Annotated in this window: 22 protein-coding genes and 3 pseudogenes; 17 read left to right on the plus strand and 8 right to left on the minus strand. The window is 70.3% G+C overall.

The features are described 5' to 3' along the window. From DDJ31_RS13640 to DDJ31_RS13675, 8 genes and pseudogenes are all read right to left on the minus strand, one after another. Window positions 1–414, minus strand: coding sequence for a hypothetical protein (locus DDJ31_RS13640; protein ID WP_164784970.1), 414 nt, complete (start codon window positions 412–414; stop codon window positions 1–3). A gap of 10 nt (window positions 415–424) precedes the next feature. Continuing rightward, window positions 425–868, minus strand: a complete 444-nt coding sequence (locus tag DDJ31_RS13645) for a hypothetical protein (protein ID WP_127180008.1) — start codon at window positions 866–868, stop codon at window positions 425–427. 10 nt (window positions 869–878) lie between these two features. Beyond that, window positions 879–1346, minus strand: a pseudogene (locus DDJ31_RS39120) (hypothetical protein); the annotation flags it as partial. A gap of 340 nt (window positions 1347–1686) precedes the next feature. Then, complete coding sequence (locus DDJ31_RS13655) at window positions 1687–2430, minus strand: hypothetical protein (RefSeq protein WP_127182813.1); 744 nt, start codon at window positions 2428–2430, stop codon at window positions 1687–1689. A 22-nt stretch (window positions 2431–2452) separates the two neighbouring features. Beyond that, window positions 2453–3139 (minus strand): hypothetical protein, encoded by a 687-nt coding sequence (locus tag DDJ31_RS13660; protein ID WP_127180007.1) that lies wholly within the window; start codon window positions 3137–3139, stop codon window positions 2453–2455. 18 nt (window positions 3140–3157) lie between these two features. Further along, window positions 3158–3643 carry a type II toxin-antitoxin system RelE family toxin gene (locus tag DDJ31_RS13665; RefSeq protein ID WP_127180006.1) on the minus strand — a complete coding sequence of 162 codons (486 nt, stop codon included), beginning with the start codon at window positions 3641–3643 and terminating at the stop codon, window positions 3158–3160. Beyond that, window positions 3640–4191 (minus strand): DUF4913 domain-containing protein, encoded by a 552-nt coding sequence (locus tag DDJ31_RS13670; RefSeq protein ID WP_164785136.1) that lies wholly within the window; start codon window positions 4189–4191, stop codon window positions 3640–3642. Before DDJ31_RS13670 ends, DDJ31_RS13665 begins: the two co-directional genes overlap by 4 nt. A gap of 250 nt (window positions 4192–4441) precedes the next feature. Further along, on the minus strand, window positions 4442–5197 hold the full coding sequence (locus DDJ31_RS13675; protein ID WP_127180004.1) for a DNA-methyltransferase: 756 nt from the start codon (window positions 5195–5197) through the stop codon (window positions 4442–4444). A gap of 522 nt (window positions 5198–5719) precedes the next feature. Here DDJ31_RS13675 and DDJ31_RS13680 point away from each other — a divergent pair. The 17 genes and pseudogenes from DDJ31_RS13680 (at window position 5720) to DDJ31_RS13765 (ending at window position 23291) form a co-directional block, all read left to right on the plus strand. After that, complete coding sequence (locus DDJ31_RS13680) at window positions 5720–6829, plus strand: C40 family peptidase (RefSeq protein ID WP_127180003.1); 1110 nt, start codon at window positions 5720–5722, stop codon at window positions 6827–6829. Between the two features lie 137 nt (window positions 6830–6966). Further along, the gene (locus tag DDJ31_RS13685) at window positions 6967–7281 is read left to right on the plus strand and encodes a DUF6112 family protein (protein WP_127180002.1); all 315 of its coding nucleotides are present in this window, start codon (window positions 6967–6969) and stop codon (window positions 7279–7281) included. Further along, window positions 7281–7973 carry a hypothetical protein gene (locus tag DDJ31_RS13690; protein WP_127180001.1) on the plus strand — a complete coding sequence of 231 codons (693 nt, stop codon included), beginning with the start codon at window positions 7281–7283 and terminating at the stop codon, window positions 7971–7973. The genes DDJ31_RS13685 and DDJ31_RS13690 overlap by 1 nt, the downstream gene beginning before the upstream one ends. Before the next feature lie 31 nt (window positions 7974–8004). Next, window positions 8005–9375: an SCO6881 family protein gene (locus DDJ31_RS13695; RefSeq protein WP_127180000.1), complete on the plus strand. Its 1371-nt coding sequence runs from the start codon at window positions 8005–8007 to the stop codon at window positions 9373–9375. Window positions 9376–9456: 81 nt separating this feature from the next. Then, window positions 9457–10929 carry an SCO6880 family protein gene (locus DDJ31_RS13700; protein ID WP_127179999.1) on the plus strand — a complete coding sequence of 491 codons (1473 nt, stop codon included), beginning with the start codon at window positions 9457–9459 and terminating at the stop codon, window positions 10927–10929. Window positions 10930–11030: 101 nt separating this feature from the next. Continuing rightward, window positions 11031–11492 (plus strand): DUF6238 family protein, encoded by a 462-nt coding sequence (locus DDJ31_RS13705; protein WP_127179998.1) that lies wholly within the window; start codon window positions 11031–11033, stop codon window positions 11490–11492. Window positions 11493–11518: 26 nt separating this feature from the next. Continuing rightward, on the plus strand, window positions 11519–13033 hold the full coding sequence (locus tag DDJ31_RS13710) for a VirB4 family type IV secretion system protein (RefSeq protein ID WP_127182812.1): 1515 nt from the start codon (window positions 11519–11521) through the stop codon (window positions 13031–13033). A 956-nt stretch (window positions 13034–13989) separates the two neighbouring features. Next, window positions 13990–14235 carry a hypothetical protein gene (locus DDJ31_RS13715; RefSeq protein ID WP_127179996.1) on the plus strand — a complete coding sequence of 82 codons (246 nt, stop codon included), beginning with the start codon at window positions 13990–13992 and terminating at the stop codon, window positions 14233–14235. Next, window positions 14225–15145, plus strand: a complete 921-nt coding sequence (locus DDJ31_RS13720; protein ID WP_127179995.1) for a hypothetical protein — start codon at window positions 14225–14227, stop codon at window positions 15143–15145. Before DDJ31_RS13715 ends, DDJ31_RS13720 begins: the two co-directional genes overlap by 11 nt. A 72-nt stretch (window positions 15146–15217) precedes the next feature. Continuing rightward, complete coding sequence (locus DDJ31_RS39125) at window positions 15218–17011, plus strand: hypothetical protein (RefSeq protein ID WP_240678215.1); 1794 nt, start codon at window positions 15218–15220, stop codon at window positions 17009–17011. Between the two features lie 214 nt (window positions 17012–17225). Continuing rightward, window positions 17226–17678: pseudogene (locus tag DDJ31_RS40030) on the plus strand (hypothetical protein); the annotation flags it as partial. An 84-nt stretch (window positions 17679–17762) separates the two neighbouring features. After that, window positions 17763–18837 (plus strand): annotated as a pseudogene (locus DDJ31_RS13740) (hypothetical protein); the annotation flags it as partial. A 50-nt stretch (window positions 18838–18887) separates the two neighbouring features. Next, window positions 18888–19109: a hypothetical protein gene (locus DDJ31_RS13745; RefSeq protein WP_127182811.1), complete on the plus strand. Its 222-nt coding sequence runs from the start codon at window positions 18888–18890 to the stop codon at window positions 19107–19109. A 192-nt stretch (window positions 19110–19301) separates the two neighbouring features. Continuing rightward, window positions 19302–20444 (plus strand): AAA family ATPase, encoded by a 1143-nt coding sequence (locus DDJ31_RS13750; protein ID WP_164785134.1) that lies wholly within the window; start codon window positions 19302–19304, stop codon window positions 20442–20444. After that, window positions 20441–22231, plus strand: coding sequence for a hypothetical protein (locus tag DDJ31_RS13755; RefSeq protein WP_127179992.1), 1791 nt, complete (start codon window positions 20441–20443; stop codon window positions 22229–22231). The genes DDJ31_RS13750 and DDJ31_RS13755 overlap by 4 nt, the downstream gene beginning before the upstream one ends. Before the next feature lie 34 nt (window positions 22232–22265). Beyond that, a complete protein-coding gene (locus DDJ31_RS13760) occupies window positions 22266–22763 on the plus strand; it encodes a hypothetical protein (RefSeq protein ID WP_171480821.1) in 498 nt (165 codons plus the stop codon). Window positions 22764–22859: 96 nt separating this feature from the next. Further along, on the plus strand, window positions 22860–23291 hold the full coding sequence (locus tag DDJ31_RS13765) for a hypothetical protein (RefSeq protein ID WP_127179991.1): 432 nt from the start codon (window positions 22860–22862) through the stop codon (window positions 23289–23291). Window positions 23292–23422 lie beyond the last annotated feature (131 nt).

Here is a 23422-nt window from a genome sequence, read left to right on the forward strand (position 1 = left end):
TCAGCGGCTGTGTGCCGCGCTCTGCGCCGCAAGGGGCGCGGCCGGGGCAGGAAGTGTGGGAGTCGGGGAGGCAGCGGTCGGAGCCGGGGCGCGGGCCAGGCTCTGCAGGACGGCGGCGGCCGAGTTGGCCTGGGTCTCGCGGACGGCGACGGCTTCGGTGAGCCGGCGGGTGCCGTCGACGAGGTGGGAGACCTCGTGCGGACCGATCTGCCGCTCGGGGAGGATAAGACGGGCCAGATGGTCGCGGTGGAAGTCGATGCTGCGCTCGGCCAGGGCGAGGGCGTCGTGCATGCCGAGCAGGGCGGAGAGCATGCCGGGTGGCTGGTCCCGCGCATGGGCTTCGAGGCGGGCGAGCGGTGCGCCGTACAGGTCCTCGATCCGTCCGGCTATGTCGGTGGACGTGAGGTGCGGCAATCAGGGGCTTTCACGGTCGGCGGGTCCGGGCCGCCCCGGCACGTTGGGGTGCCGGGGCGGAAGACGAGGGCAGGGGGGCGGTGGCCCTGAGCTGAGCCGTTCGTATGGGCCGGGACTGCTGGGCGGGCGGGGGCATGGTGCGCAGCAGCTTGACGAGAGCTGAGCGATAGCCGTCGCGGGCCTCCAGCGCCGCTTCCAGCCACTGCGCGTCGAAGCGGAGCTTGTCCGCCGACAGCTCGCTCATGGCGCGGTCGGGATCCATGTCAGCGTGGACGCGGTCGCGGACGCGTGCGACCTGCTCCTCGGTGAGCGCCAGGAAAGAGCGCAGCTCCAGAGCATGGGCCAGCGCGGGCGAAGCATCGAGGCTGGCAGCAGCCTCGTACAGCTCGGGTACCGGGTTCCCGAAGACCTTCTGCAGGTCGGCGTCCATGGTGCTGGCCTTGTCCCGGCTCATCGGGCGAACCTGCCGGCCGCCACGCCGACGCCGGCGCGGGTGTCCCTGCCAGCCGATTGGGGGCGCTGGTCTGTACTGACGGGCCGGTCCGGGGCCGGAGGCGGGCCAGGCGCTCTGCGGCGAGATCCTTCTTGCCAGGAGCGTCCGGGTCGAGGAGCCAACGTAGGACTATGGCCCGGCCGTCGCAGGCGGTGACCGCGGCGTTCACCCGGTGGGCGAGGCCCATCGTCGGGTCGTCGACCTCGCTGGGCTGGGTCTGCAGAGCTGCCAGGAGGTCGTCTTCCGCGCGCTCCAGCACGGACTGGGCCGCGACGAGAAGGCCGTGCCACTTGACGACGTCGGTGGCGTCGGGGTTCGCGGTCGGAGCGGCGGCGACCGCATCCTTCAGCTGGTCCATGCCCATGTCGAAGCGGGCCTCGATCCGTTCGGTGAGCACGCCAACGACATCCGCAGACTCATGGGATATGCCGTCAGTCAAAAGAGATCTCCTGTTCTGGAAAGGCCGGTGCTCGGGTAGTACGAAGGGCAGCTTTACTCGGCGCCCGCGCCGCATAGCGGGACGGGCTGGATGCGGACGTCACGGCAGACGCTGGGCGGGGATGGCAGGCAGCATCGGAAGCACGAGCGCGCCGAACATCGCTGCGCGTATGGCAATTCAGTTGGAGCGCATAGGGAAGAAACCTCCGTGAAGGCACAGGGAATGCGGGGAAGGCGCCACGGGTGCTGTTCCCGGCGGCTGTATAAGAGTCCGGAGAATCGCCGGTTTGGCTAACCGGCGATCGTCGGCTATGTTGCGCCGCCCGCGACTGGAATAGCGCTCAGCGAGAACGGCTGGGCGCGTGTGGGACAGGAACCTTCGCTACACCTGCCGAGCGGCTGACGGTGGCTGCCGCGCGGACGCGTGGGAGCGGCCCGGCCTCGCCTGTGAGGCGGTCGTCGCACCACTGCAGGGCCTCTCCGACCGTGTCAAAGCCGCCCTCCCGCAGGGTGTGCGTCCACGTCTCGGTATCAACCTCCTCGACCAAGACGCGGAACGGCGATGGGGCACGCTCGTCAAGAGCGCGCAGGGCCACGACGATGACCATGTCCTCGGGATCGTCGCTGGTGTAGGAGTAGCCCATGGCGTAGTGCTCGCCGTCGCCCGCGAGGCGTCGCTCCAATGACCGCGTGGCGTCGTCCGCCGGAGGCGGGCCCAGTTGATGGTCAAGGTCGATGGCGTCGGGCGGGCAGCCGCGGAGGATGAGCCAGGACTGCGCCATCGCGGGCAGCGGCAGCGGTGCCTGCTCGAAGCTAAACGTCTGCTTCTCGTGATCCCGTTGCAGATGCACGGCGAGAACCTGGGCCATACCGGGGTGGCCCCAGGTGGCGGAGCGGTCAAATAGCACGTAGTAGCTGTTCGGGCCGTCGTGATGTGCGGCGAGGGGAACGAGCGAGTCCTCGTGAACGCCGACCTCGCGGTAGAAGTCGAGGTATCGCTCCTCGTCGGCGTGGAGGTCGTCCAGCTCGAAGTCGACTTGGGGGGTGGCTTTCCGGTTCGTGGCCGGTTCGGTGGGGGACAACAACAGCCTTTCGGTGGCCTGGAGTTCAGCGTCGCTTCGCCGGAGTGGAAGGCCATGCGCCCGGGCGAGCCAGCGCATGCGTTGAACGAGTCCGGCGGGCGTCCAGCAGTGCGGCTCGTCCGGCGTCGGTGAGGGAGACGGGCTGGCCGGCGTGCACCGGGTGGCTGGTGTCGCGGACGATCAGACCGGCGCGTTCCAACTTCTGCATCTGGGGATAGGGGATGCGGGCGCCGGAAGAGGCGGTCACGGCTGCCCTGCCGGTCAGGAGGTGTTCGTGGAGCTTGGCACCGCCGGCGATGGCGAGCATTACCGCCTGGTCATCAGCCGAAAGCGGTGGTCCGTCGGACGTCGTCGCGGCGGCAGTCTCGATGGGCTCCAAGGCGGCGAGGACCTTTTGGGCGGCGGCGTCGCGCGTGGAGGTGGCTTCCTCCAGCTGCTCCACGGTGCGGTCGATGCGTACGAAGAGAGCGCCGTCGACAGGGAACTCACCGCTCGTGAGCCGGTTGAGCAGTTTGAGGTAGAAGGTGACGCCGGTCTGGGCGTTGGACAGGGTGCGGTGCCGGTCGACCAGCTGGGCATGCGGTTCGTCGAGGGCGCCGCGGTCGCGGTAGGTCCACAGGATGTCAATTTCGTGTCCGGTAGCGGCTTCGATGCGGTGGTCGAGTTGCGTGACCGCACGCCGGGTGAGTGTCGGCGCGGGTTGAGGGGGCATGGGCGACGCTCCGTGCGTTCAGCGGGTTGGAGGGTGCGCGGGGTTGGGTGCGGGACGGGGCAGACCCGGCAGTGCAGTAGGCGGCGGACCGGGCCGGGGCACAGGAGGACGGGTGGTCAGTTGCGGAGAGCGCGAGCGGGCGGCGTGCGTGCGGGCGCTCAACGGCCGACGGGTCATCCCCAGGCGGCGGCCGACCTCGTCGTAGACGTCGTTGCCCGCACGCGGCCGGATCGCGACGACGTGGACCTCCTTGTGGTGGGCGGAATTCGCAGGCGCCGGGCGGACGCAGTAGACGACGCGCCAGTCCTTGCGGCGGTCGACGAACAGCTTCCGCAACCCCTCCAGGTCTCCGTCGAGGCGCTGTCCGAAGCGCTGCGCGGTCACGACTTCCTGCAGGTAGGCGAGGGTGAGGTCGCGGATATCGATGGGGGCCTGGAGGAGATCGGTCAGCGCGCGAGGATCGAAGCTCAGGGCGAAGGCGGGCTCTCCCGCTCCCCCGCTCATGACGCTGGCTCGTCCGGCTCGGCACTGCCTGCGCCATCCGCCGAGGCCGCGGTCTCCGTGCGCACGGACGGCGGCGGGCCGAGCAGGAGACGGTGCGCGGGCCGGTCGGGGGAGGTCATACAGGCCGACAGAGGTCCGCCCGGCGCGCGGATGGCCGCGACAGCGTGGGTGAGGAAGTCCCGGTGCCACACGAACAACCCGGAGAGCCCTGCTTCGGGGTCCTTGTGCTGCTGGTAGGCGAGCCACAGGGCGTGAAGCCAGGCCACGACGTCGTCGTGTTCCTGCCACTGCAGGCACCAGGGCGCCGCGGTGGTGACCTCCGCACCGTAGACCGGGAGGAAGAAGTCGTCGACCCAGTCGGACAAGGCGTCGAGTTCGTCTTCCCTTTCCTCCTCGTCGAGCTCCAGGATCGGGCGGGGCTCGGGCTGAGCGGGCGCCGGAGGCCCGCCGAATCCCGGCATGCCAAACGCGGCGAAGGGCGAGCCACTCGGCGCCGGGGCGGATGCGAGGTGGTCGAGTTGCTGCGCCTGTTGCGTCGACTGCTCCATGAGCCGCCGCACGCTCGCCTCGATTCCCTCCAACTGCGGATCCGAGATACGAATCGGCTCCAACCCTCCATCGCCAGACAGTTCTGCGGATTCAGGCATTGAAAGTTCAGCCTCCTACGAGACACGGGAAGAGAAAGGGCGAGAGCGACGTCACGCGGGTCGCCCAGCAAGGGCGCGTGTCCGCTCCGGCGGTGCTGTGCCGACGGCTATGCAAGGGACCGGGTGAGTTGGCGGCAGGAGAGGACGCGGCTCAGGTTGCGAGGACCACGTCGTCCTGCGTGAGGGTTGCGCGGATCGTCTCGGTGAGCCGGTCGGCCGCAATCGACGCGTAGTGCTCGGTCTTCTCCACGCCGATGAAGTCCCGGCCTTCCAGCAGAGCGGCGACGCCCGTGGACCCGGAGCCGGCGCAGAAGTCGAGGACCGTGCCACCTTCAGGGCTGATCTTGACCAGCTCACGCATCACCTCGACCGGCTTCTGCGTGATGTGCTGGCGCTGCGCGCCCGAGGGTTGCGACGCCGAGTACATACCAGGCAGGTAGACCGGGTTCCGGGAGCCGTCGATCGGCCCCTTGGATGCCCAGACGACGAACTCGCAGTTCTGAGTGAACCTGCCCTTTTGGGGCCTGGCCTGCGGCTTGTGCCAGGCCAGCACACCCCTCCACAGCCATCCGGCCGCCTGGATCGCGTCCGTTGTCGTCGGGAGTTGGCGCCAGTCGGTGAACAGCAGCGCGGTCCCTCCGGCCCTCGTCAGCCGGTGCCCTTCGGTCATGATCTGCGTCAGCCAGAAGCCGTAGGAGCGCTGGTCCATGTTCTCGCCCGTGAAGTCGGCGAGGTCGTTCTTGGCGCCGACGGAGGTGTACTTCTGCTTCGCGGACCGAGTGGTGCGCTCCTTCGCGGTCCGGCCACCGCTGTTGTATGGCGGGTCGGTGATGACGGAGTCGACGCAGCCGTCCGGAAGGCCGGAGAGAACGACCAGAGCGTCGCCCTGATGCAGAGAAAAAGGCAAAGAGTAACCCCTATCGAGTGCGAAAAAGCGGAAAGTAACTGCCGCCTCGCGCAGGAGTCCTCGCGGGCCGGGAGCGGGCATGCAAGAGCCCAGGGCCGCAGACCGAGGAGAAGCGAGGGGAGTGCAAAAACTGTAGAGGCCAATCCGCCGACGACCAAGAAGCGCCCTGATGAGGTGCCGGAAACCGGCACCTCACGCGGACTTTTTGGTCAACCGCCGATCCGGGCCTACTGTTTTTGAACCGCCCGGCGCACACCGCCGCTGGCTACTCCCCTGCCCCACCTCACGGAGATATCCTCCTGCCCCGGCACACCTAGCTCATGGCACGGCCACACACGGAGCGAGCGGCAACTCGCCCACACCGGCCCGCCTCCGATTACCTCCCCCCGACTGCCGGCCGCGCTGTTCCACCACGCCTCGCGTACGCGGCAGGCCGGACACCGCACCTCTCAAGGAGCCGTTCATGACGTCTCGCTACCCGCCCATGCCCGAAACCGCTGACAGGCGAGCGGTCCGCTCAGGTTGAAGGGTCTCGCCGCCAGCATCGGCGTCGTCTTCCTCTCTCCGATCCTGGTCGCCGGCACCGGCATGATGCTGGCCCACTCCGCCGACGCCGTGCAGAGCAGCGGCTGCCTCCCCGGCGTCGACAGTGACAAGGTCGCCGGGCAGGTAGCCAAGATTCTCGATGGCGCATCCGGCAAGAACATCCGCATCGAGGGCCTGGACCTGCCCGCAGAGCAGATCCCCAACGCGGCGACGATCGTGGCCACCGGCCTCTCGCTCGATGTTCCCAAGAAGGGACAGATCATCGCGCTCGCTACGGCGATGCAGGAGAGCCGGCTGCGCAACCTGGGCTACGGGGACCGCGACTCCCTCGGTCTCTTCCAGCAGCGTCCCTCCCAGGGCTGGGGCACTGCGCAGCAGATCCGCGATCCTGTCTACGCCTCCGAGCAGTTCTACAAGCACCTGCTCAGGGTGGACGGCTGGCAGCAGATGACCGTCACTCAAGCCGCCCAAGCCGTACAGAAGTCCGGCCTGCCGGACGCGTACGCTCAGTGGGAGAATCTGGCCACCGCGCTCCAGGCCGCCATCGCAAAGACCTTCCCCGGCGCCAGCGCTGACGCGGACGACCAGGACGAGAAGCCGTCGCCCAGTACGACCGGCTGCGCACCGGGCCAGGAAGGGCCGGGCTCCGGCCGCATCCCCGAAGGGAGCGTCCCGAAGGGCTACTCGATCCCCAAGGACGCCGACCCGAGGGCCCGTAAGGCCATCGAGTGGGCGATGCACCAGCTCGGCACGCTCTACCAGTGGGGCGGATCCTGCACCAATGCGCACGGCCCCGATCCCATGGGCCGCTGCGACTGCTCCAGCCTGATGCAGCAGGCGTACGCCCATGCCGGGATCAGGCTCACCCGCACCACGTACACACAGGTGGGCGAAGGCAAGGCGGTCTCGCCCGCTCACCTCAAGCCCGGCGACCTGATCTTCAGCCGCGGTAGCGCCGCACGGCCCGAACATGTCGGCATGTACATGGGCGAGGGCCTCGTGATCGAGGCGCCGCGCACCACCAAGCCAGTCCGGATCACCCCGATCACGGACTGGGAGATCCTCGCCGCCCGCCGCGTCCTCTGACACCGCCCCGCCGGCAGCAGCCCGGCAGCAGCCCGGCCGGGGCCGGCGCCTCGGCCACCTCCCCCGCTTCCTCCTCCGGTTTCACCTTTCCGTTGGCCCTCGCCGGGCCCGCGTACGCAAGGAGCCTCGCCACACCTATGTCCGTCCCTCTCGCAGACCGTGTCATCCAGCTCGCCTATAACCCAGGAATCTCACCCAAGGGCGGCGGTCTGCCTGGCCTCGCTGTGTTGAAGAACGTGGTCAACAGCATCAACCTTTTCGGGATCATCGCCGTCGTCGGCGCCCTCGCCGTCTCGCTCGGCGTCTGGGCCTGGGGCCACCACACCGGTGGCCACCAGGCCGAGGCCAACGGAAAGAAGGGCGCCACCGTCGCCGCGGGCGCCGCCCTCGGTCTGGGCGCCGCAAATGGCATCGTGGCCTTCTTCTCCGGCCTCGGGTCTCAGGTCCACTGATGCGGAACCGGTTCCCTTCCCTTTCGCTGTCCTCGTACGGCTCGGGCTGGTCGGCCAACCGGCGCGTCGCGACCGTCGCCGCCGCCGTCGCGGCCCTGCTAGCCCTCGCGGCCAGCGCCGCCCTGCTGACCGGCGGCGGCAACGGCCACCAAGCGCCTGACAGCACCGCGCCCGTCCCGACCGGCAGCCCGTCCTCCTCCGAGACCGTCTCCAAGCTGTCCTCCGGATCCGGATCGGTGCCCAAACCTCCGCAGATCGCCGAGCCAGCCGCCTACGCCAAGGCCGCAGCCCAGATGCTCTGGTCCTACGACACCCGCGACACCAACCGCGACCAGCAGCTCCTCGGCATGCGTGCCTGGATGACCACTGAGACCACGTACGCCGACTGGGCCTCGGTCTTCGGCCAGGTCCCCACCCCGGTGCTCTGGTCGCGGATGGCCGACCAGGACCAGCACGCCAGCGCCCACATCATCGAGGGCCACTACCCCGGCGCGTTCAAGCAGGCGCTGGCCGACGACCCGTCCGCGATCACTGAGGCGTACATCTACGTCGTCACCGTCAACGGCAAGCAGACTCTCGGCTGGAGGCACGGTGGAGGAGGAGCCGAGGAACGCGCCGTGACTCTCGCCGTCCAGTGCCGCCCGAATAACGACTGCGCCCTGGCCGCCATCGCCCCCAGCGTCACGCAGTGACCCGCACCTGAGACAAGAAAGGAGGCGCCTCGTGGGTTTCTGCGATCTCCCCCTGGCCAGCGAGCTGTGCGCCGTCGGCGACGCGGTCGATTTCGCCTCTGATCCCGGCAAGGCCATCGGTGACTGGATGGCGAAGTCCGCCGGCGAACTGGCAGCCGCATCAGCCGATTTGGCCGCCGAGGCGGTCGACACCACCACGAAGGTGGACCTCAACGCGTCGTGGTTCGTCGACAACTACGAGATGTTGCTGCCGCTGGGCCTGGTCCTGCTGGTCGCCACCTTCTGCGCGCAGCTCGTCCGGGCCGCCGTCCGACGCGACGGACAAGCACTGACGCAAGCGTTCACCGGCACCATGAGCGGTGTCCTGTTCGCCTTCTGCGCCATCGCCCTGACCACGGTCGCCGTCGAAGTGGTCGACGCCATCTCCGATGGTCTGTTCAAAGCCGCCAAGCTCGACATCGCCTCGGCCGTGCGTCGAATCGTGAAGGTCAACCAGATCGCGAGCCTCTCCGGCCTCGGCTGGCTCGTGGCCGTCGTCGCGGGTCTGGGGGCTGCCCTCGGCGCTGTCCTCTATTGGTGCGTGATGATGGTCCGCAAGGTCGGCATCCTCGTCATGGTCACGCTGGGCGTCTTCGCCTCCGCCGGCGGCGGCTGGGAAGTCGCCCGACGTTGGCGCAAGGGCTGGATCGAAGCCACCGCCACCCTCGTCGTCTCCAAGCTTCTGATGACCGTCATCTTCGTCCTCGGTATCGCCGCCATGGGCAAGACCGAAGCCACGGACGGCATCGCCGCGCTCGCCGACGTCATGTCCGGCATCGTGATCATGGTTCTGGTGCTGTTGTGCCCGTACGCCGTCTTCAAGTTCGTGCACTGGGCGGCCGACGGGACCGACGGGGAGTCCCTCCACCGTGCCGGCGGCGCTGGTGCGCAGATCGCGAAGATGCACGCCGAGAAGGCCGCCCGCAAGGCCGCCGCAGCTGCGGCTACTGCCGGAACTGGTGGCGCTGCCGCCGGCGCGGGTGCCGCACCGCAGGGCCCCGACGGCGGCGGGTTCCCCGGCGACATCGCTGCCAACCCAACCGGCGGAGCCGGCGAGGGCAAAGAGGGATCGCAGAGCGGCGGAACGGGTGCCTCGCCCGGCGGCGACGCGGTCAAGTCCGGCTTGGAGAAGGCCGTCCAGCCCGCGCCGACGAGCGTGTCCGACGACGCCAGCGGCCAGGTGGGCGGCAGCCCGGGGCCTGGCGGATCCGGTGCGAGTACCGCGTCTGGGCAGAGCGGCGGATGGCAGTCCACCCCGCCGACCACAACCCCGCCGCCGCAGGGGGCACCGCCGTCCTCCGGCACGCAGAACGCCCCGTCCAGCAGGGCGAGCGGCCCCCCGTCGCCTCCGACCGGCCTCTGATTCCCTGACCGACTCCCGGGGGCGGGATGTGCACGCGCCCTCCCGCCCCCGGGTTCAACCCGCGCCTCCAGGACACGCCCCATGACTGATCTCTCCGTCGCCCCGGTCACGGTGAAGTTCCCGCACCGGAGTCGCCGGGGCATCCTCCTCGGCCTCTCCCTGCCCCAACTCGTCCTCGTCTCCTGCACGCTGGCCCTGCTGCTGATGACGGTGATCTCCACCGGGCTTCTCGGCGCCGTCGCCCTGGCACCGCTGTGGGCGGCATCCGGGGCACTTGTCGCGATCCGCCGGCACGGCCGCTCCCTCATCGACTGGGCGCCGATCGTCACCCGGTATGCGCACCGCCGCCGCACCGGCCAGACCCTCTGGCTCGCCCGGCCCGTCACCCGGCCCCGGCAGGACGGCGTCCTCCATCTGCCCGGCACCGTCGCCTCTCTGAAGGTGGTCACCCCCGGCGACTCCGCCAACGGCGCCGCAGCCGTCCACGACCCGCATCAACAGACCCTGACCACCATCGCCCGCGTCACCAGCCGCGCCTTCGCCCTCCTCGACCCCGCCGCCCAGAACCACAACGTGAGCAGCTGGGGACGCGCGCTCGCGGGCATCGCCCGCACCGGGCACATCGCCACCGTGCAGGTGCTGGAACGCACCGTCCCCGACTCGGGCGACACTCTCACCCGCCACTGGACCCGCAACGGGCAGCCCCAGACCCCCGTCGCCGGACAGATCTACTCCGAGCTGGTCTCCTCTGCCGGCCCTGCCGCCGCCCCGCACGAGACCTACCTCGCTATCTCCCTCGACCTCAAGGCCGCCCGGCGCCTGATCAACCAGGCCGGCGGAGGGCTGCCCGGAGCGTTCACCGTCATGCAGCAGACCACCGCGTCCATCGCGCAGGCCGCCCGCAACGCAGGTCTCCATGTCACCGGCTGGCTGAGCGCACGGGAAATCGCCGCCGTCATTCGCACCGCCTACGACCCGAAGGCCCTAGCCGCGCTCCAGCAGTGGTCCGAGACCGGCCGCGCCGAAGCCGACCCCGCAGCCGCCGGTCCCGTCGTCCAGTTCGAGGAGTACGACCGCCTCGCCACCGACAGCGCACGGCACACGACGTACTGGGTGGAGAACTGGCCGAGGACCGAGATGGGGGCCGGGTTCCTGCACGGGCTGATGTTCACGGCCGGCGTGCGCCGCAGCCTCTCCCTTATATACGTGCCGCAGGGGCTCGAGTCCGCACTGCGGGATGTCCAGCGCAAGAAGGCCGCGATCATCTCCGACGCCAACGAGCGCGCACGCCGCGGACAGGTCGATTCCGAAGAGGACTCCGTCGAGTACGCCGATGTCAAAACCCGCGAACGCCAGCTCATCGCCGGGCACGCGGACGTCGCACTAACCGGCCTCATCACCGTCACCGCCGAGACCGACACCCTCCTGGACGCCGCCTGCGCACAGATCGAGACCCTAGCCGTCACCTCCGGCGTCGACCTCCGACGGCTCAACTACCAGCAGCCCGACGCCTTCGCCCTCACCGCGCTCCCGCTCGCCCGCACCGCCCTGTGAACCAGCCGCGCCCGTGCGCACCCCAGACCCACCGCACTCCGGATCACCCGCGACGGGACGCCCCCTCACTGCCCTGCCGCCGGCAGGAAGGACGACCACCTTTGACCTCTCCCACGCGCCCCGACGACGCGCACCCCTACCTCCGCGCCGCGAGTGCCGGCGTCCGCCACCACACACGGGCCTTGGCACCGTCGGACGCGGACCCGCCAAAGCCCGGAGATCGTCTGCACCTTGACGTGCTCCACGCCCACCTCACCGCTCTGCTCAACCTTCTGGACCGGCTCGCCGACCACACCCGGCCCCCGCACCCAGTCGCCGGACGTCACCTGGCCACCGCCCACACCAGGCTCTGGCAAGCCACCAGCGAAGTCCACGCCGCCTTCCACCTGCTGCCCGGCACACCCCAGGCCGACTCCGAGACAAGCGCCTGCCATCCAGAGCGGCTCCCCGAGGGCCCGCCCGTGCTGACGATCTGCCAACGCCACCTCGCCGCCGGGCACGTGGTCCGCCGCAAAACCACCCCCACCGACCTCCGCCCGCACACCACGGCCTGCGTGCGATGAGCACGATCCGCAGAATCGAGGGCCTGATGAGCCACCGGCCCGCCCGTCGCGCCCGCCGCGCGTCCGCCAGCCCGCTGTTCACCCCCCACGGCACCGACCGCGCCAGCCGCAGGGCCGCCCGCCGCCAGCTCGCCGCAGCCACCGCCAAAGCCGATGCCGAAGCCAGTGCCCACCAGAGCGAAAGCACCCGCCCCGAGCGGCATCTGCCCGCCCCGTTCTACCCACTGGGCGGACGCCCTGGGCCCGCCTCCGCCCGCGGGAACCGCCTGAAACTCCCCGCCCACCGCATGACCACCGCTGTTGCAGCCGGCGCGTACCCTTTCCTCGCCGAAGGCGGACTCGGCGCCGAGGGCATCTACATCGGCCGCGACGTCCACGCCGAAGCGTCATTCGTCTTCGACCCGTTCGCGCTGTACGGCAAGGTCGAGGGGTTCACCAACCCGAACCTGCTGCTCGCGGGCGTGATCGGCCAGGGCAAGAGCGCGCTGGCCAAGTCCTTCGCGTTGCGGTCGGTCGCCTTCGGATACCGCGTCTACGTCCCGTGCGACCCGAAGGGAGAGTGGACTCCGGTCGCCGAAGCCCTAGGCGGTCGGTCCGTCGCTCTCGGGCCCGGGCTGCCCGGGCGCCTGAACCCCCTGGACGCGGCCCCACGCCCACACAGCGTGGCCGAGGCCGACTGGGTCGGCGAGATCCGCAAGCGGCGCCTGCTCCTGCTCGGTTCCCTGGCTCGGACTGTTCTGGGCCGGGACCTGATGCCCATGGAGCACACCGCCTTGGACGTCGCCCTCGATGCCGTCGTCATCCGCGCTGCCGACACACACCGCACCCCGCTCCTCGGCGACATCGCCGCCGCCCTCAACAACCCGCACGACCTCGACGAAGCCGCCGGGATGTTGTCGGGCCAGCTCGGCGACGCAGCCCGCGACCTGGCCCACGCCATGCGGCGCCTGGTCCACGGCGACCTGGCCGGCATGTTCGACGCCCCCTCCACCGTCGCCTTCGACCCGCACGCGCCGATGCTCACCATCGACCTGTCCCGCCTCGGCGGCTCCGGAGACGACACTGCCCTTGTCCTCGCGATGACTTGCGCTTCCGCATGGATGGAATCCGCGCTCTCCGACCCTGGCGGTGGCCAGCGCTGGATCGTGTATGACGAGGCATGGCGCCTGATGCGGCACGTCGGGCTCCTTCAGCGGATGCAGGCCCAGTGGAAGCTCAGCCGCGCCCTCGGCATCGCCAACCTCATGGTGATCCACCGGCTGTCCGACCTGCTTACCGCAGGCGACGCCGGATCACAGGGCCGCGCCCTGGCCGAGGGGCTCCTGGCGGACTGCTCCACCCGGATCATCTACCGCCAGGAGACCGACCAGCTCCACGCCGCGGCCTCCCTGCTCGGCCTGACCTCCGTCGAGATGGACGCCATCGCCCACCTCAACCGAGGGCGCGGCCTGTGGAAGGTCGCCGGCCGATCCTTCATCGTGCAGCACCTCCTGCACAGCCACGAACTGGCGCTCGTCGACACCGACGCCCGGATGCACTGACTAAGAGGACCGTGAACCCCGACTTCCGGCACGACCTGATCCCGCGCGACGACGCCCTGCACCTCATCCGCGCACTCTTCGCCACGAAGGACAAAAGGAACTCGACGACCACCTCTACGTCCAGCGCTTCCTTGCGACGCTGACCCGCCAGGAGGGACCTCCGAAGCCTCCGCCGTCCCGGCCTGGCGGTCTCCAACACTGACCGCGCCAGAGCCGTGCACTGTGCGCAACAGATATCCGCACCAGCGCAGTTCGACCGCAACGACCTCCAGCCCGCACCAGCCCGCACCAGCCCGAAGGACTCTGCATCATCCCCCGCGACCCGGACTTCGATCTCTACGACAACGTTGGCCGCGACGCCGACCAGATCCACGCCGCCCGGTACAACCTCGCCACCCGCGGCGACCTGAAGCGGTGGGCGCGACGCGACGCGCAGCCCTTCCGCGACGCGCATCGGCTGCCGGACCAGCCCTGGCCCGCACCCGATCTCACCCCCTACCTGGACGCCCTCGCCGCGGCTCAGACTCCGGCAGAGATCGAAGCAGTCACCGATCACTTCCTGGACGCCGCCGAACCTGCACTGCGCACCGTGAGCGACTACCTCGTCGCCGCCGCCCGGTGGCGGCGGGAAAACCGCGGTGCGGCCAAGGAATCTCCCTCGAACCTGCTGATGACGGCGGCCAGCCGGGCACTATCGGTCCTGGCCCTCGCTGACGAGGCTGGCCTGAGCAGGCTGCGCGCCGCCTACGACCCGGCTCCCGCCCCCACGACGCCGACCGGCGGCCAACCTGGGGCCAGCGCAGGCGTCCTGCCCGCTCCTCCGTCCCCCGGTACCGCACCCCGCCGATAGCTCTCCTTCTGCGATTCCAGTCCCGCTCGGCTCTCGCAAACGCGATCCCGAGGGACCACCACTGTTGATCGACATGGCACCGCCACCGCCTGCACACGGAGACCTCTTGAAACGTCCCCCTCACGTCAACGCCACCGAATGGGCCGAATACCAACAACACCGAGCCGAAGTCGACGACCTGGCACAGGTCGCCGATCAGGACGCCCAGATGGAACACGACCTGATCGCCGCCCACGACGAGTACGAACTCGGCTTCAGTCAGGAGTCGCAGCCGGGAGTCGCCTCCGCTGGACGGACGCCTCCACCGCACCGATCGCCCGCCTCCTCGCGCAGGAGGAACCGTGGCCGCTGACGAAGCGAGCACCCCAGACTCCCGCCGCGTCGCCTCACTCGCACCGCTTCCCGGCCACCGCGACGTGGACACCCCGTGGTGGCAGGAGCTGTGGCGTCGCCACGCGCACATCACCACGCCGCTGCGGGCGCGCGGCCTGCAGTGCGATATCGAGTTCGGCCTCAGCGCCTACATCGTGCGCGTCTCGCTCCCCGACGACAGTCACCTGATCATCGGTCCGCCGCAGGAGCCGCCCTCCGAGCGTCCGCCCGGAGATCCCGAGGGCTGGATCGCGACGCGTGAGCACCCCGACGACCCGTCGCTGTTCGAGATCCTCTACGACTCGGCCCCCACCGACGATCCCGGTGCTCCCCAGCGGCCCGAAGCCCGCCACGGCGGCAGCGCCCAGCCCCTGATCGAGACGATCAGCCAACGCCTGGCCCAGCTCGGACTGCTGCCCCACCCCGACTTGGCTGGCGACAGCCCACACGTGCACTCAGCCCAGCCGGCGCCCCCGCCCCAGGCCCGTGACGTCCCCGGCACACCCGGCGACGCTCCCATCTACGTCTACGGCGACGCGCTGCGCGCTCTGACCGACAGGCTCAATGGAGCCGAGTCGCATGCGGATGCCGCTGCCCTGCTGCACCAGATCCTGGAGCCCACCGACGGCCTGCTGGCGCAACTGGGCGAGTTCTTCGAAGCAGCCGGCGAGAAGGCCAAGGAAGCCGAGAAAGACGACGGCTTCGATCTGTCCTACGATCTCGCCGACGCCGCCGCCGAGATCCGCAACCTCGCAGAGGTCCTGAACGTGGCCGAGGACCGGATGCGGGCCCTCACGCCGCTCGCGTCGTCACCGCGACTGCCCTCCAGCGCGGCCCTTCCCCCGCGAGTGCTCCCGCCGACGCAGCCGCAGCCGCGGAACGCGCGTTAACCCGGACCATCGCTTCCCTCCAGGACCACATGACCTCACCCCGCACCGACCTGGCCGCCTTCGCCGCCGGCCTTGCCCGGAACCTGGACCAGCGACTACCAGTGCCACGCGCAGTACGCGGACCAGTTCCCCCATACCGAGCAGCTCTGGGACACCGGCCACGTCGACTATGTCGTCAGCCAGTACGTCCTCACCCACGACGCCGTGCTCCACGGGCCGGCCGACCAGAGGCTGTACGTGGCCGACCGCCCCCGCTACCTGCACCAGTTCGTCGTCGCCCCGCTCGTGCCCGACAGCACCCACATCAAGCTCCACCACTTCGCCGGAGTCGAGGAACTCAACGGCATCGCCGTTCCCAGGGACCCCGCACGCGCGGCAGCACGAGTCGCTCAGCGACTGTTGCCCCGCTACGAAGAAGCCCTGCAGGCCGTCCTCAACAACACGGCGCACCAGCGCCAGCCACCGCACCGGTCCCCACTGCCACAGGTCGCCCAAGTCCTCACGCTGACCCCGTACAGCGACGGCGCTCTCGGCACACCGCACGAGAGCGTGCCGGTGGATGCCCGCATGACCTTGCACACCTTCGGCTTCCAGTGTGACCCGCACCAAGCAGCGTTCCTCCTGACCACCGCCTACCGGGACACCGGTCGCGCCCTTCGCGTCCACGCCGTGGTCCAGCAGCTCACGGCCAAGGGCATGGCGTCAGCCTGCGCCACTCGGCGCCCACCACCAGCGCCGCCCTTCCAAGCCGCGAAGGCCGTGTCCCCGCTCCGCTGTAGGCGCTCACCCGCCCCGCCCCCAGACCTTGGAGTCTTCATCCGCATCGCCAGCCGCACCCTGCCGCTGCTCGTCGGCGTCGCCTGCCTCGCCCTGGCCCTTACCGGCTGTGCCACCGGCAACGATGCTGCCGTCGCCGAGCAGACGGCCAGCGTCAGCAGCGCACCGAAGCTAGCGCCTGCGCTCAGCGCCGACCAGGCCCACGCCGTCATCACCCACTACTCGAAGATCAACAACGAGGCCAACGCCGACCGCAACCGCGCCCTGCTCGACACCATCGAGGACGGCCCGCTGTACGCGATGTCCGTCTCGGACTACACCGAGACCGAAGGGCTCCCCGCGGCGGACCGCGCGCCGTACAAGCCCTGGTCCTACAACCTCTCCAGCGCCAAGCTGTACATCCCCCGTCTGGCCGACGGACAGGAAGGCTGGTTCGCCGCCGCCCTCTCCAGCGAGAAGGGCAAGGCCCCCTCCCGACTGGCCGTGTTCGCCGAACAGCCCCAGCACCAGCGCTGGGAGATGGTGTCCGTCGTCGACCTCGACAGCCACAGGCTGCCCGACGTCGCCCTTGACCGCGAGGGATACGCGATGGCCGTCGCCGCCAACGACCACAAGCACTTGGCCGCCGACGTTCTGCGTACTGCCGTGCTGGACAACTTCGCCACCGGAGGCGCGAACACCGGCAGCAAGGTGTTCGCGCCGACCAGGGCCAGCAAGCGGCAGGTCAAGGTCCACAGCGATGCCGCAACACGCTTCGGCGACAAGGGAACCAGCGTCTTCGCCGGAGCCGACAACCGCTTCACGGACGCCTACGCCCTCAAGACGGCCGACGGTGGCGCGCTGGTCCTCTTCTCCCACACGCACGCCCAGACCGACGCCGTCGCGCACTCGGGCCTGCAGATCAACCCCGGCAAGCGCGACCGCGCCTGGCTGCACGACGTGCCCCGCATGTCCATCCGGTACACGTTCGTGTGCAACGACGCCGCCACCGTCCCCGCCAAGGCCGAGCCCTCCCGCCTGATCGGCTACACCTGCGCCCGCACCGACGCCTCCGGCCCGCCGGTCGCAGGCTGGTCGGACCACGCGTAGACGCACCCGAGCGCCACCTCGGTGGCCAGCAAGCACGCCCTGCTTGAGGCGGAGAACTACCTGTTCACTCGCTCGTTCATCGCCCGCCCGACCATCGACACGGGTACGCCGGCACTCACATCCAGTTCGACAGCGTGCCGAGTCACCCCGGCCCGGCCCGACCACCGCGGCCCCTGCCCCTTCCGACGCACGCCCCGAGGAGAACTCCGCTCTCTTGCAACCCGGCACTCACTTCGCCTTCGGCGACCACGAGGAACACGGCTTCGTCGCCTCTTTCACCGCCGCCCTGCCCTTGCACCTCGCCCACCGGCACCTGGAAATCGCAGAGTTCGAGCCCGTGATCGGAGAACCCGGCCTGTACCGGCTCAGCGAGCCCGAGCGCGACGGAGTCCGCCGCGCCCGCCAAGCCGTCCACGACCTGCGCCGACTCGGCTACACCGTGCAGGCCGACATCCGCCTCAACCCGGCCCTCTCCGATAACCCGCCTCGCCCCGATCGGCCCCGCGGACTCCAGGAGCGCCGCAGTCGGCTCGCCCAGGCCGCCGCCGGCCGAACGGCGCGGCGCACCACCCAACCCACCACCTCGTCACCGGCGCGGCCGATCCCGCCGAAGCCCACCTACGCTCCCACCGCCCACCTGACGGCCGCAGCCTCCGGACAGTCCCGACGACACGTGAACAGCCCGGGCCCCGAGACCCCCTTGCCGACAGCGTCCGCACTGGCCAGCAAAGCACGCGTCTTCCGGCTGCGGATGACGGTCATCAACTGCGAGGCCGATATCGCCCTCGACATGACACGCCACTGCCACGGCCACACCCTCCACACAGACGCCTCCGCGGCAGCACGAGCCCACCGTGACAAGGCAGCGCTGGAGGCGTACGCCACCCACCTCGTCCCCCACGCCGAGGCTCTCCTCGATGCCGCCCGACTCGCGCTCGACGAACTGCCGCCCGCCCGGCACCTGGCCGATTGGCGGGCCGTACTGGACGGCCTGGCATCCTCCGCCGCCGAGATCCGCCGGGCCCTCGACCGGCCCGCAGCGCCCGGCTCCCCCGCCGAACGCGCTCAGCACGCGAGCCTGTGGCCGCACCTCACCGCCTGGGCGGACCACAGCCCGATCGCAAGCAACCTCGCCGACCAGAACCACAGGGCTCCGCTGACCGACAAGGAACAGCAGATGTGGACCGACAGGGCCCAAGCCGCGCAAAGGCGTGGCGCGCTGGAGCTGACGAGTCGTGGTACGCCGCCGACGGACAGCCGATCACCGTCGCCTACCTGGTCGAGGACGACGACTCCACAGTGGTCGCGCTCCGCGGCGACCCGGACGTACCGGGCTGGTAGGTGATCGGGCACTTCGCCCACGCGCACGAGGCGGCCTGGCGCTGCCCGCTCCGGTCCCCGCCCGGCGTGCTGCGCTCGGGCATCTCCCGGTTGAACCGCCCGGCACCAGTCCCGGAACTGTCCCTGCAGGACCTCATCCGCGACGTCGTCGAAGGACACAGTGCCGGTGACGCATCGACCGCTCTCCTGGAAGCCGTCCAGCGCAGCTTCGCCGCCGGCCCGATGGTGCGCCCGCCGGAACTTCTGGAGACCAGCAGCCAGTTCGCCAGCGCCCCGGAGACCGTGCAGGGCCGCCAGATCGCCACCCGCCTCTCAGCGCTGGGCCCGCAGATCGAGTTCCTCAGCCGCGAAGTCGAAGAGACAGCCGAAGACCTCGGGGCGACCGTCGCCGTCCTGCCCCCGCATCGCACCCCGTGCTGCGCACCCGCCCGGGCCCGGCCGCGGACACCACACCGCCCGCGCCGCCGCCCCGCGCCAGCATGACCGCCGCCACCGATAGGAGATCGCTTTGCCCAAGGCCCAAGCAGAGCCGTTCATGCCGATCCGGCACAGCATCACCGGTGAGATCACCACCACCGGCTACAACGCCGCCGCCCGGCGAATCCTGCTCCAGGACGGCTTCGAAGAGACGCCAGGCTGCGCCTGCCGATCGACGGAAGCTGGTACGGAGCGGACGCACGGTCCTGCCCGGCAGTCGGCGAGCTGCTCGTCGCCGGCCATCAGGTGCACCTGGACCGAGCCCTCGGTCGGCCGGTGAGGTCGACGGTATGCCGCGGTTGGCCCTGTCGGCGATGTCAGCACAGTCTGTGATCGCTCCGAGAGCGGCCGGCCTCTCCAGCGCACTGCCCACCCCGCCCGCACCCGCACCTGTTGAAGGGGCCTCGTTTTGACCACAACCGGAACGCCTACCAGTCCGGCGCGCACTAAAGGCGGCGAGCTGCGGGCCAAGGTGGCCCGACTGCTGGCCGACCGGCCGACGGACACGCTCACCATCGGGGACATGGCCAGGCAGCTGGGTCACTCCCACGGCGCCGTCCGCAACGCCGCCCTCACCCTGGTGCGACGCGGCGAGGCCGACCGAAACGGGACCGGGCAGCCGGAGTTCCGCGCGAACGCGAAAACCGCTGCAGCCGCGCAGACCGCTGTGATCAGTCCACCGGGCACCCACACTCCCCGCGCCCAGACGGCCACGACCCGCACCACCATTCCCGCCGCAGCCACACGCGGCCAGACCGGCCCGATCCGCCGCGCGGGGGGCCAGCTCTACCACCCTCGGGAGCTGGCGGACCTGCCCGACGTCGAGGCGCTGAATCGCCTGCGCGACGCCGACGTGCCGGTGCTGCTCTACGGCCCTCCGGGCACCGGCAAGACGAGTCTGGTCGAGGCGGCGTTCCCAGACCTGCTCACCGTCGCCGGTGACGGTGACACCACGGTCGGCGACCTGATCGGCGAGTACACACAGGACGACGCGGGAGCCTACGTCTTCCAATACGGTCCGCTGGTCACCGCGATGACCGAGGGCCGTGCCCTGCTGATCGACGACGCAACCCTGATCTCACCGAAGGTCCTGGCGGCGCTGTATCCCGCGATGGACGGGCGCAGGCAGATCCAGGTCAAGGCCCACAAGGGCGAGACCATCAAGGCCGAGCCGGGCTTCTACGTGGTGGCGGGCCACAATCCCGGCGTCCACGGCGCCGTTCTCACGGAGGCGCTCTCAAGCCGGTTCAGCGTGCAGATCCAGATCGGCACGGACTACGACCTCGCCCTGGCCTTGAGGATCGATGCCCGGGTGGTCCGGGTCGCCCAACACCTCGCCCGCCAGGTCGAACTCGGCGAGCTGGGCTGGGCCCCCCAACTGCGGGAACTGCTCAGCTACCAGAAGACCGAGGCCGTCCTCGGCACCAAAGCCGCGCTCGCGAACCTCGTCGGCATCGCTCCGCTGGAGGATCGCGACGCCGTCAGCGAAGCCGTCATCAAGGCTGCCGGCGTCAGGAAGATCGCGCCCCTCACCCTCGGCAAGCAGCTCCCCGCCTCAGCCGCCCGGCAGCCCCCAGGCAGTACCAGCTCCGCGCACCGAGGCCGCTCGCGATGAGCGCACACCACCACGTCCAGTCCACGCCGGACGACGACGCCGACCTCGCGCGATGGGACGACGACGGCGCCCCGCCCGCGCAACCCCGTTCCTCCCCGCACTTGTGGCTGCGCGTGGGAGCCGAACTCGGCGATCGGCTGGTCGCTCTCTCCGGCCGCCAGGACCTCCTCGTCACCTGCCGCCCCGGCACGCGCAGCGGCGCACCGGCCGCCTTCTTCCCCAGTCTGGGCGAGGTCGAGTTCGACGCCGGCCTGTTCGCCCCGCTGGAGCCCCACGAGATCCATCCGCGGATCGTGGGCGACGAGGAGCGGTATCCCGCCGCCTGGGGAGTGTTCGTCCACGAGGCCGCGCACGCGGCCCACTCCGTCTGGACGGCGCCTCCCGGAACGGACCCCCGTGTCGTCAAGGCCGCGCTCCTGCTGGAGGAGAGCCGTGTCGAAGGCGCACACCTGATCACGCGGCCCACGGACCGCACCTACCTGCGTACCAGTGCCCGCACCCTGGTCATGCCCGACATCGCACACCCCACCGTCCAAGGCATCGCGCACGCCGCCGACGTGGCAGCTCTGGTCCTCGGCCGCCGTGACGTCGGCATCCTGGACGCCGGCGAGACCCGGGCCGTCGCCGATCTGTGTCAAAAAGTGCTGGGCGCACATCTGCTGGCCACGCTCACCCGTATCTGGACCGCAGCCCACCAGTGCGCCGACCACGACGCCACGACCATGCTCGACCACGCGAGAGAATGGTGCGACGCTCTGGACACTGCGGCCCCAGCCCTGCCTGTGCCGGAGAACCTCACCGACCTGCTGTCCGGCGCCGTGGGCGCCGTCATGGACAGTACGGCAGCCACCGACGCCGCCGAACTCGCTGCACAGGCCGCAGCAGCCAACGCCGTGGCCGCGCGGGCCAAGGCACAGGCACGGGACCGCGCTCAGCGGACCGGCCGGCGACGCAAAGCCGCCGCCACCGCCAAGTCGGTCTTCAACACCCGTGGCACCACCGTCACCCCCGACGGCACACCGGCGCCCCACGGCAACCCGGTCACCGGCACCCGCAGGCCCACCGCCGCCGAACAGAGTGCCGCCACGCGCCTGAGCCGCGCCCTGCGTGCCGCCGCCTATCGCGAGCGGACCGAGGAGCGGACCACCAGCCCCACCCCGCCCGGCCGCCTCAACATGCGCGCCGCCCTCGCCCGAGACGCTCAGCGCGCGGCCGGATCGGTCCCCACCGCGGAACCGTTCACCCACACCCGCCGCCGGAACTCCCCCACCCCACCGCTGCGTGTGGGTATCGCCGTCGACGTCTCCGGCTCCATGCGCGCCGCCTGCGCGCCCGTCGCGTCCGCTGCCTGGATCGTGGCACGCGCAGCAGCCCTGACCGACCCCGACTCCCTTACCGCCACCATCGCCTACGACTGGCACCTGACCGCGTTGACCCGACCCACCCACCGAGCACCAGAGCGCGTGACGACGTTCGATGCCAACGGCGGCCACCACAACCTCGGTGACGCCATCGACGCACTCGACCACGGCCTCGGACTCAGCCGCCCCGGCGCCGGCCGCCTCCTCGTGATCGTCACCGACGCCCACTACGTCAGCGCCGAAACCGATCAAGCCGTCACCCGCGTCAAGCAGCTCACGACCGCTGGCTGCGCCGTACTTCAGCTCACCCTCACCGCGGAATCCATCCACTTGCCGGGGACCACCCTGCTGCACCTGCCCCGGCCCTCCAGCGCTCCCGCCGCCATCGCCACGGCGGCCACAGACGCCATCCGCAGGACACGCTGAGACGACGCAGAAGACAGAAAGCAGGAACAACCACGTGGCAATACGTACGCACTGGACCGTGGAGCACGCCTGCTCCCACCGTGCAGATCATGACCTGTCCAACCGCCCCGCCGACAAGCGGCGGAGCTACGCCCGTTGGCTCGCCTCGAAGGACTGCACTGACTGCTGGAAGGCTGCGCGCGACGCCGACTCCAAGTCCAAGGAGGAGTGGCTCGCGGCAAAGCGCGCGGTCGAGCAGGAGGCAGCCGCTGCCTGGGCCAGGCAGTTCGAGATGCCGCAGCTGGAGGGCCCGGACAAGGTCCTGGACTGGGGCGAGCGCTCCCGCCATCAGCTGATGACGGCCGCGCACACCGCCCTGGTTGTGGAAGGCAGTTGGGACGACGCGGACTGGGCCGAGCTGGAGGAGAAGGCACGCTTCATCACCCGTGCTGGATGGTGGATCGACCAGCGCGACTCCGAAGGCACAGACCTGCTCGAACTCCTCGACGCAGCGACCGAGGCAGACCGCGGGACGGAGAACCCGTTCCTCTGACGACGGGGCAACATAACCGGGAAACGCCGGTTAGCCAAACCGGCGTTCCTCCGGACTATTGATGCTCCCACCCAGCAATCGCGTGGAAGGAACCGCGTGCTCCCTCCGTCCTGGGACCATCAGCCCACCCCCGTCACCGCCCTCGCCCCCGACCCGCTCACTCCCACCCGCGATATCACCCACGCCCACTTTCAGGCCGGGGACACCGTGGTCGTCCTCAAGGGAGTGGCCGGCGGGGAACTGTGGGGAGAGTCCATGCGCGTCGTCGCGCCCTCCTGGCACACCCCCACCGACGAGGACGGCTGGCGACTGCGTGACGCAACCGGCGGCTCTCAGTCCTACGTCACCGCCCACCCCCGCTACCTCGTGCACCTCTCGCTCCGCTGCCCGGACTGCCTGATCTACCTGCGGGCCATGGAAGACGCCCTCCTGGCACGGTTCGCCGACCGCAACGAGCTGATCGACTGCGGCTGGTACACCACCACCGCCTTGGGCCAGCTCGTGCACACCGCAGACGCCAGGGCCTGAGCCATCGCAGCTCCGGACGATCCTGCCCAGCCGCTGTGCCTGACCGAAGATCTGCGCGACATTCCCGGCCGACGGGAAACCTCGATTCCCCTCTCGCCACCAACGCCGTAGGGCGCCTGCCCTACCTGGCC

It is taken from the genome of Streptomyces griseoviridis (assembly GCF_005222485.1).
Lineage (GTDB): Bacteria > Actinomycetota > Actinomycetes > Streptomycetales > Streptomycetaceae > Streptomyces > Streptomyces hintoniae.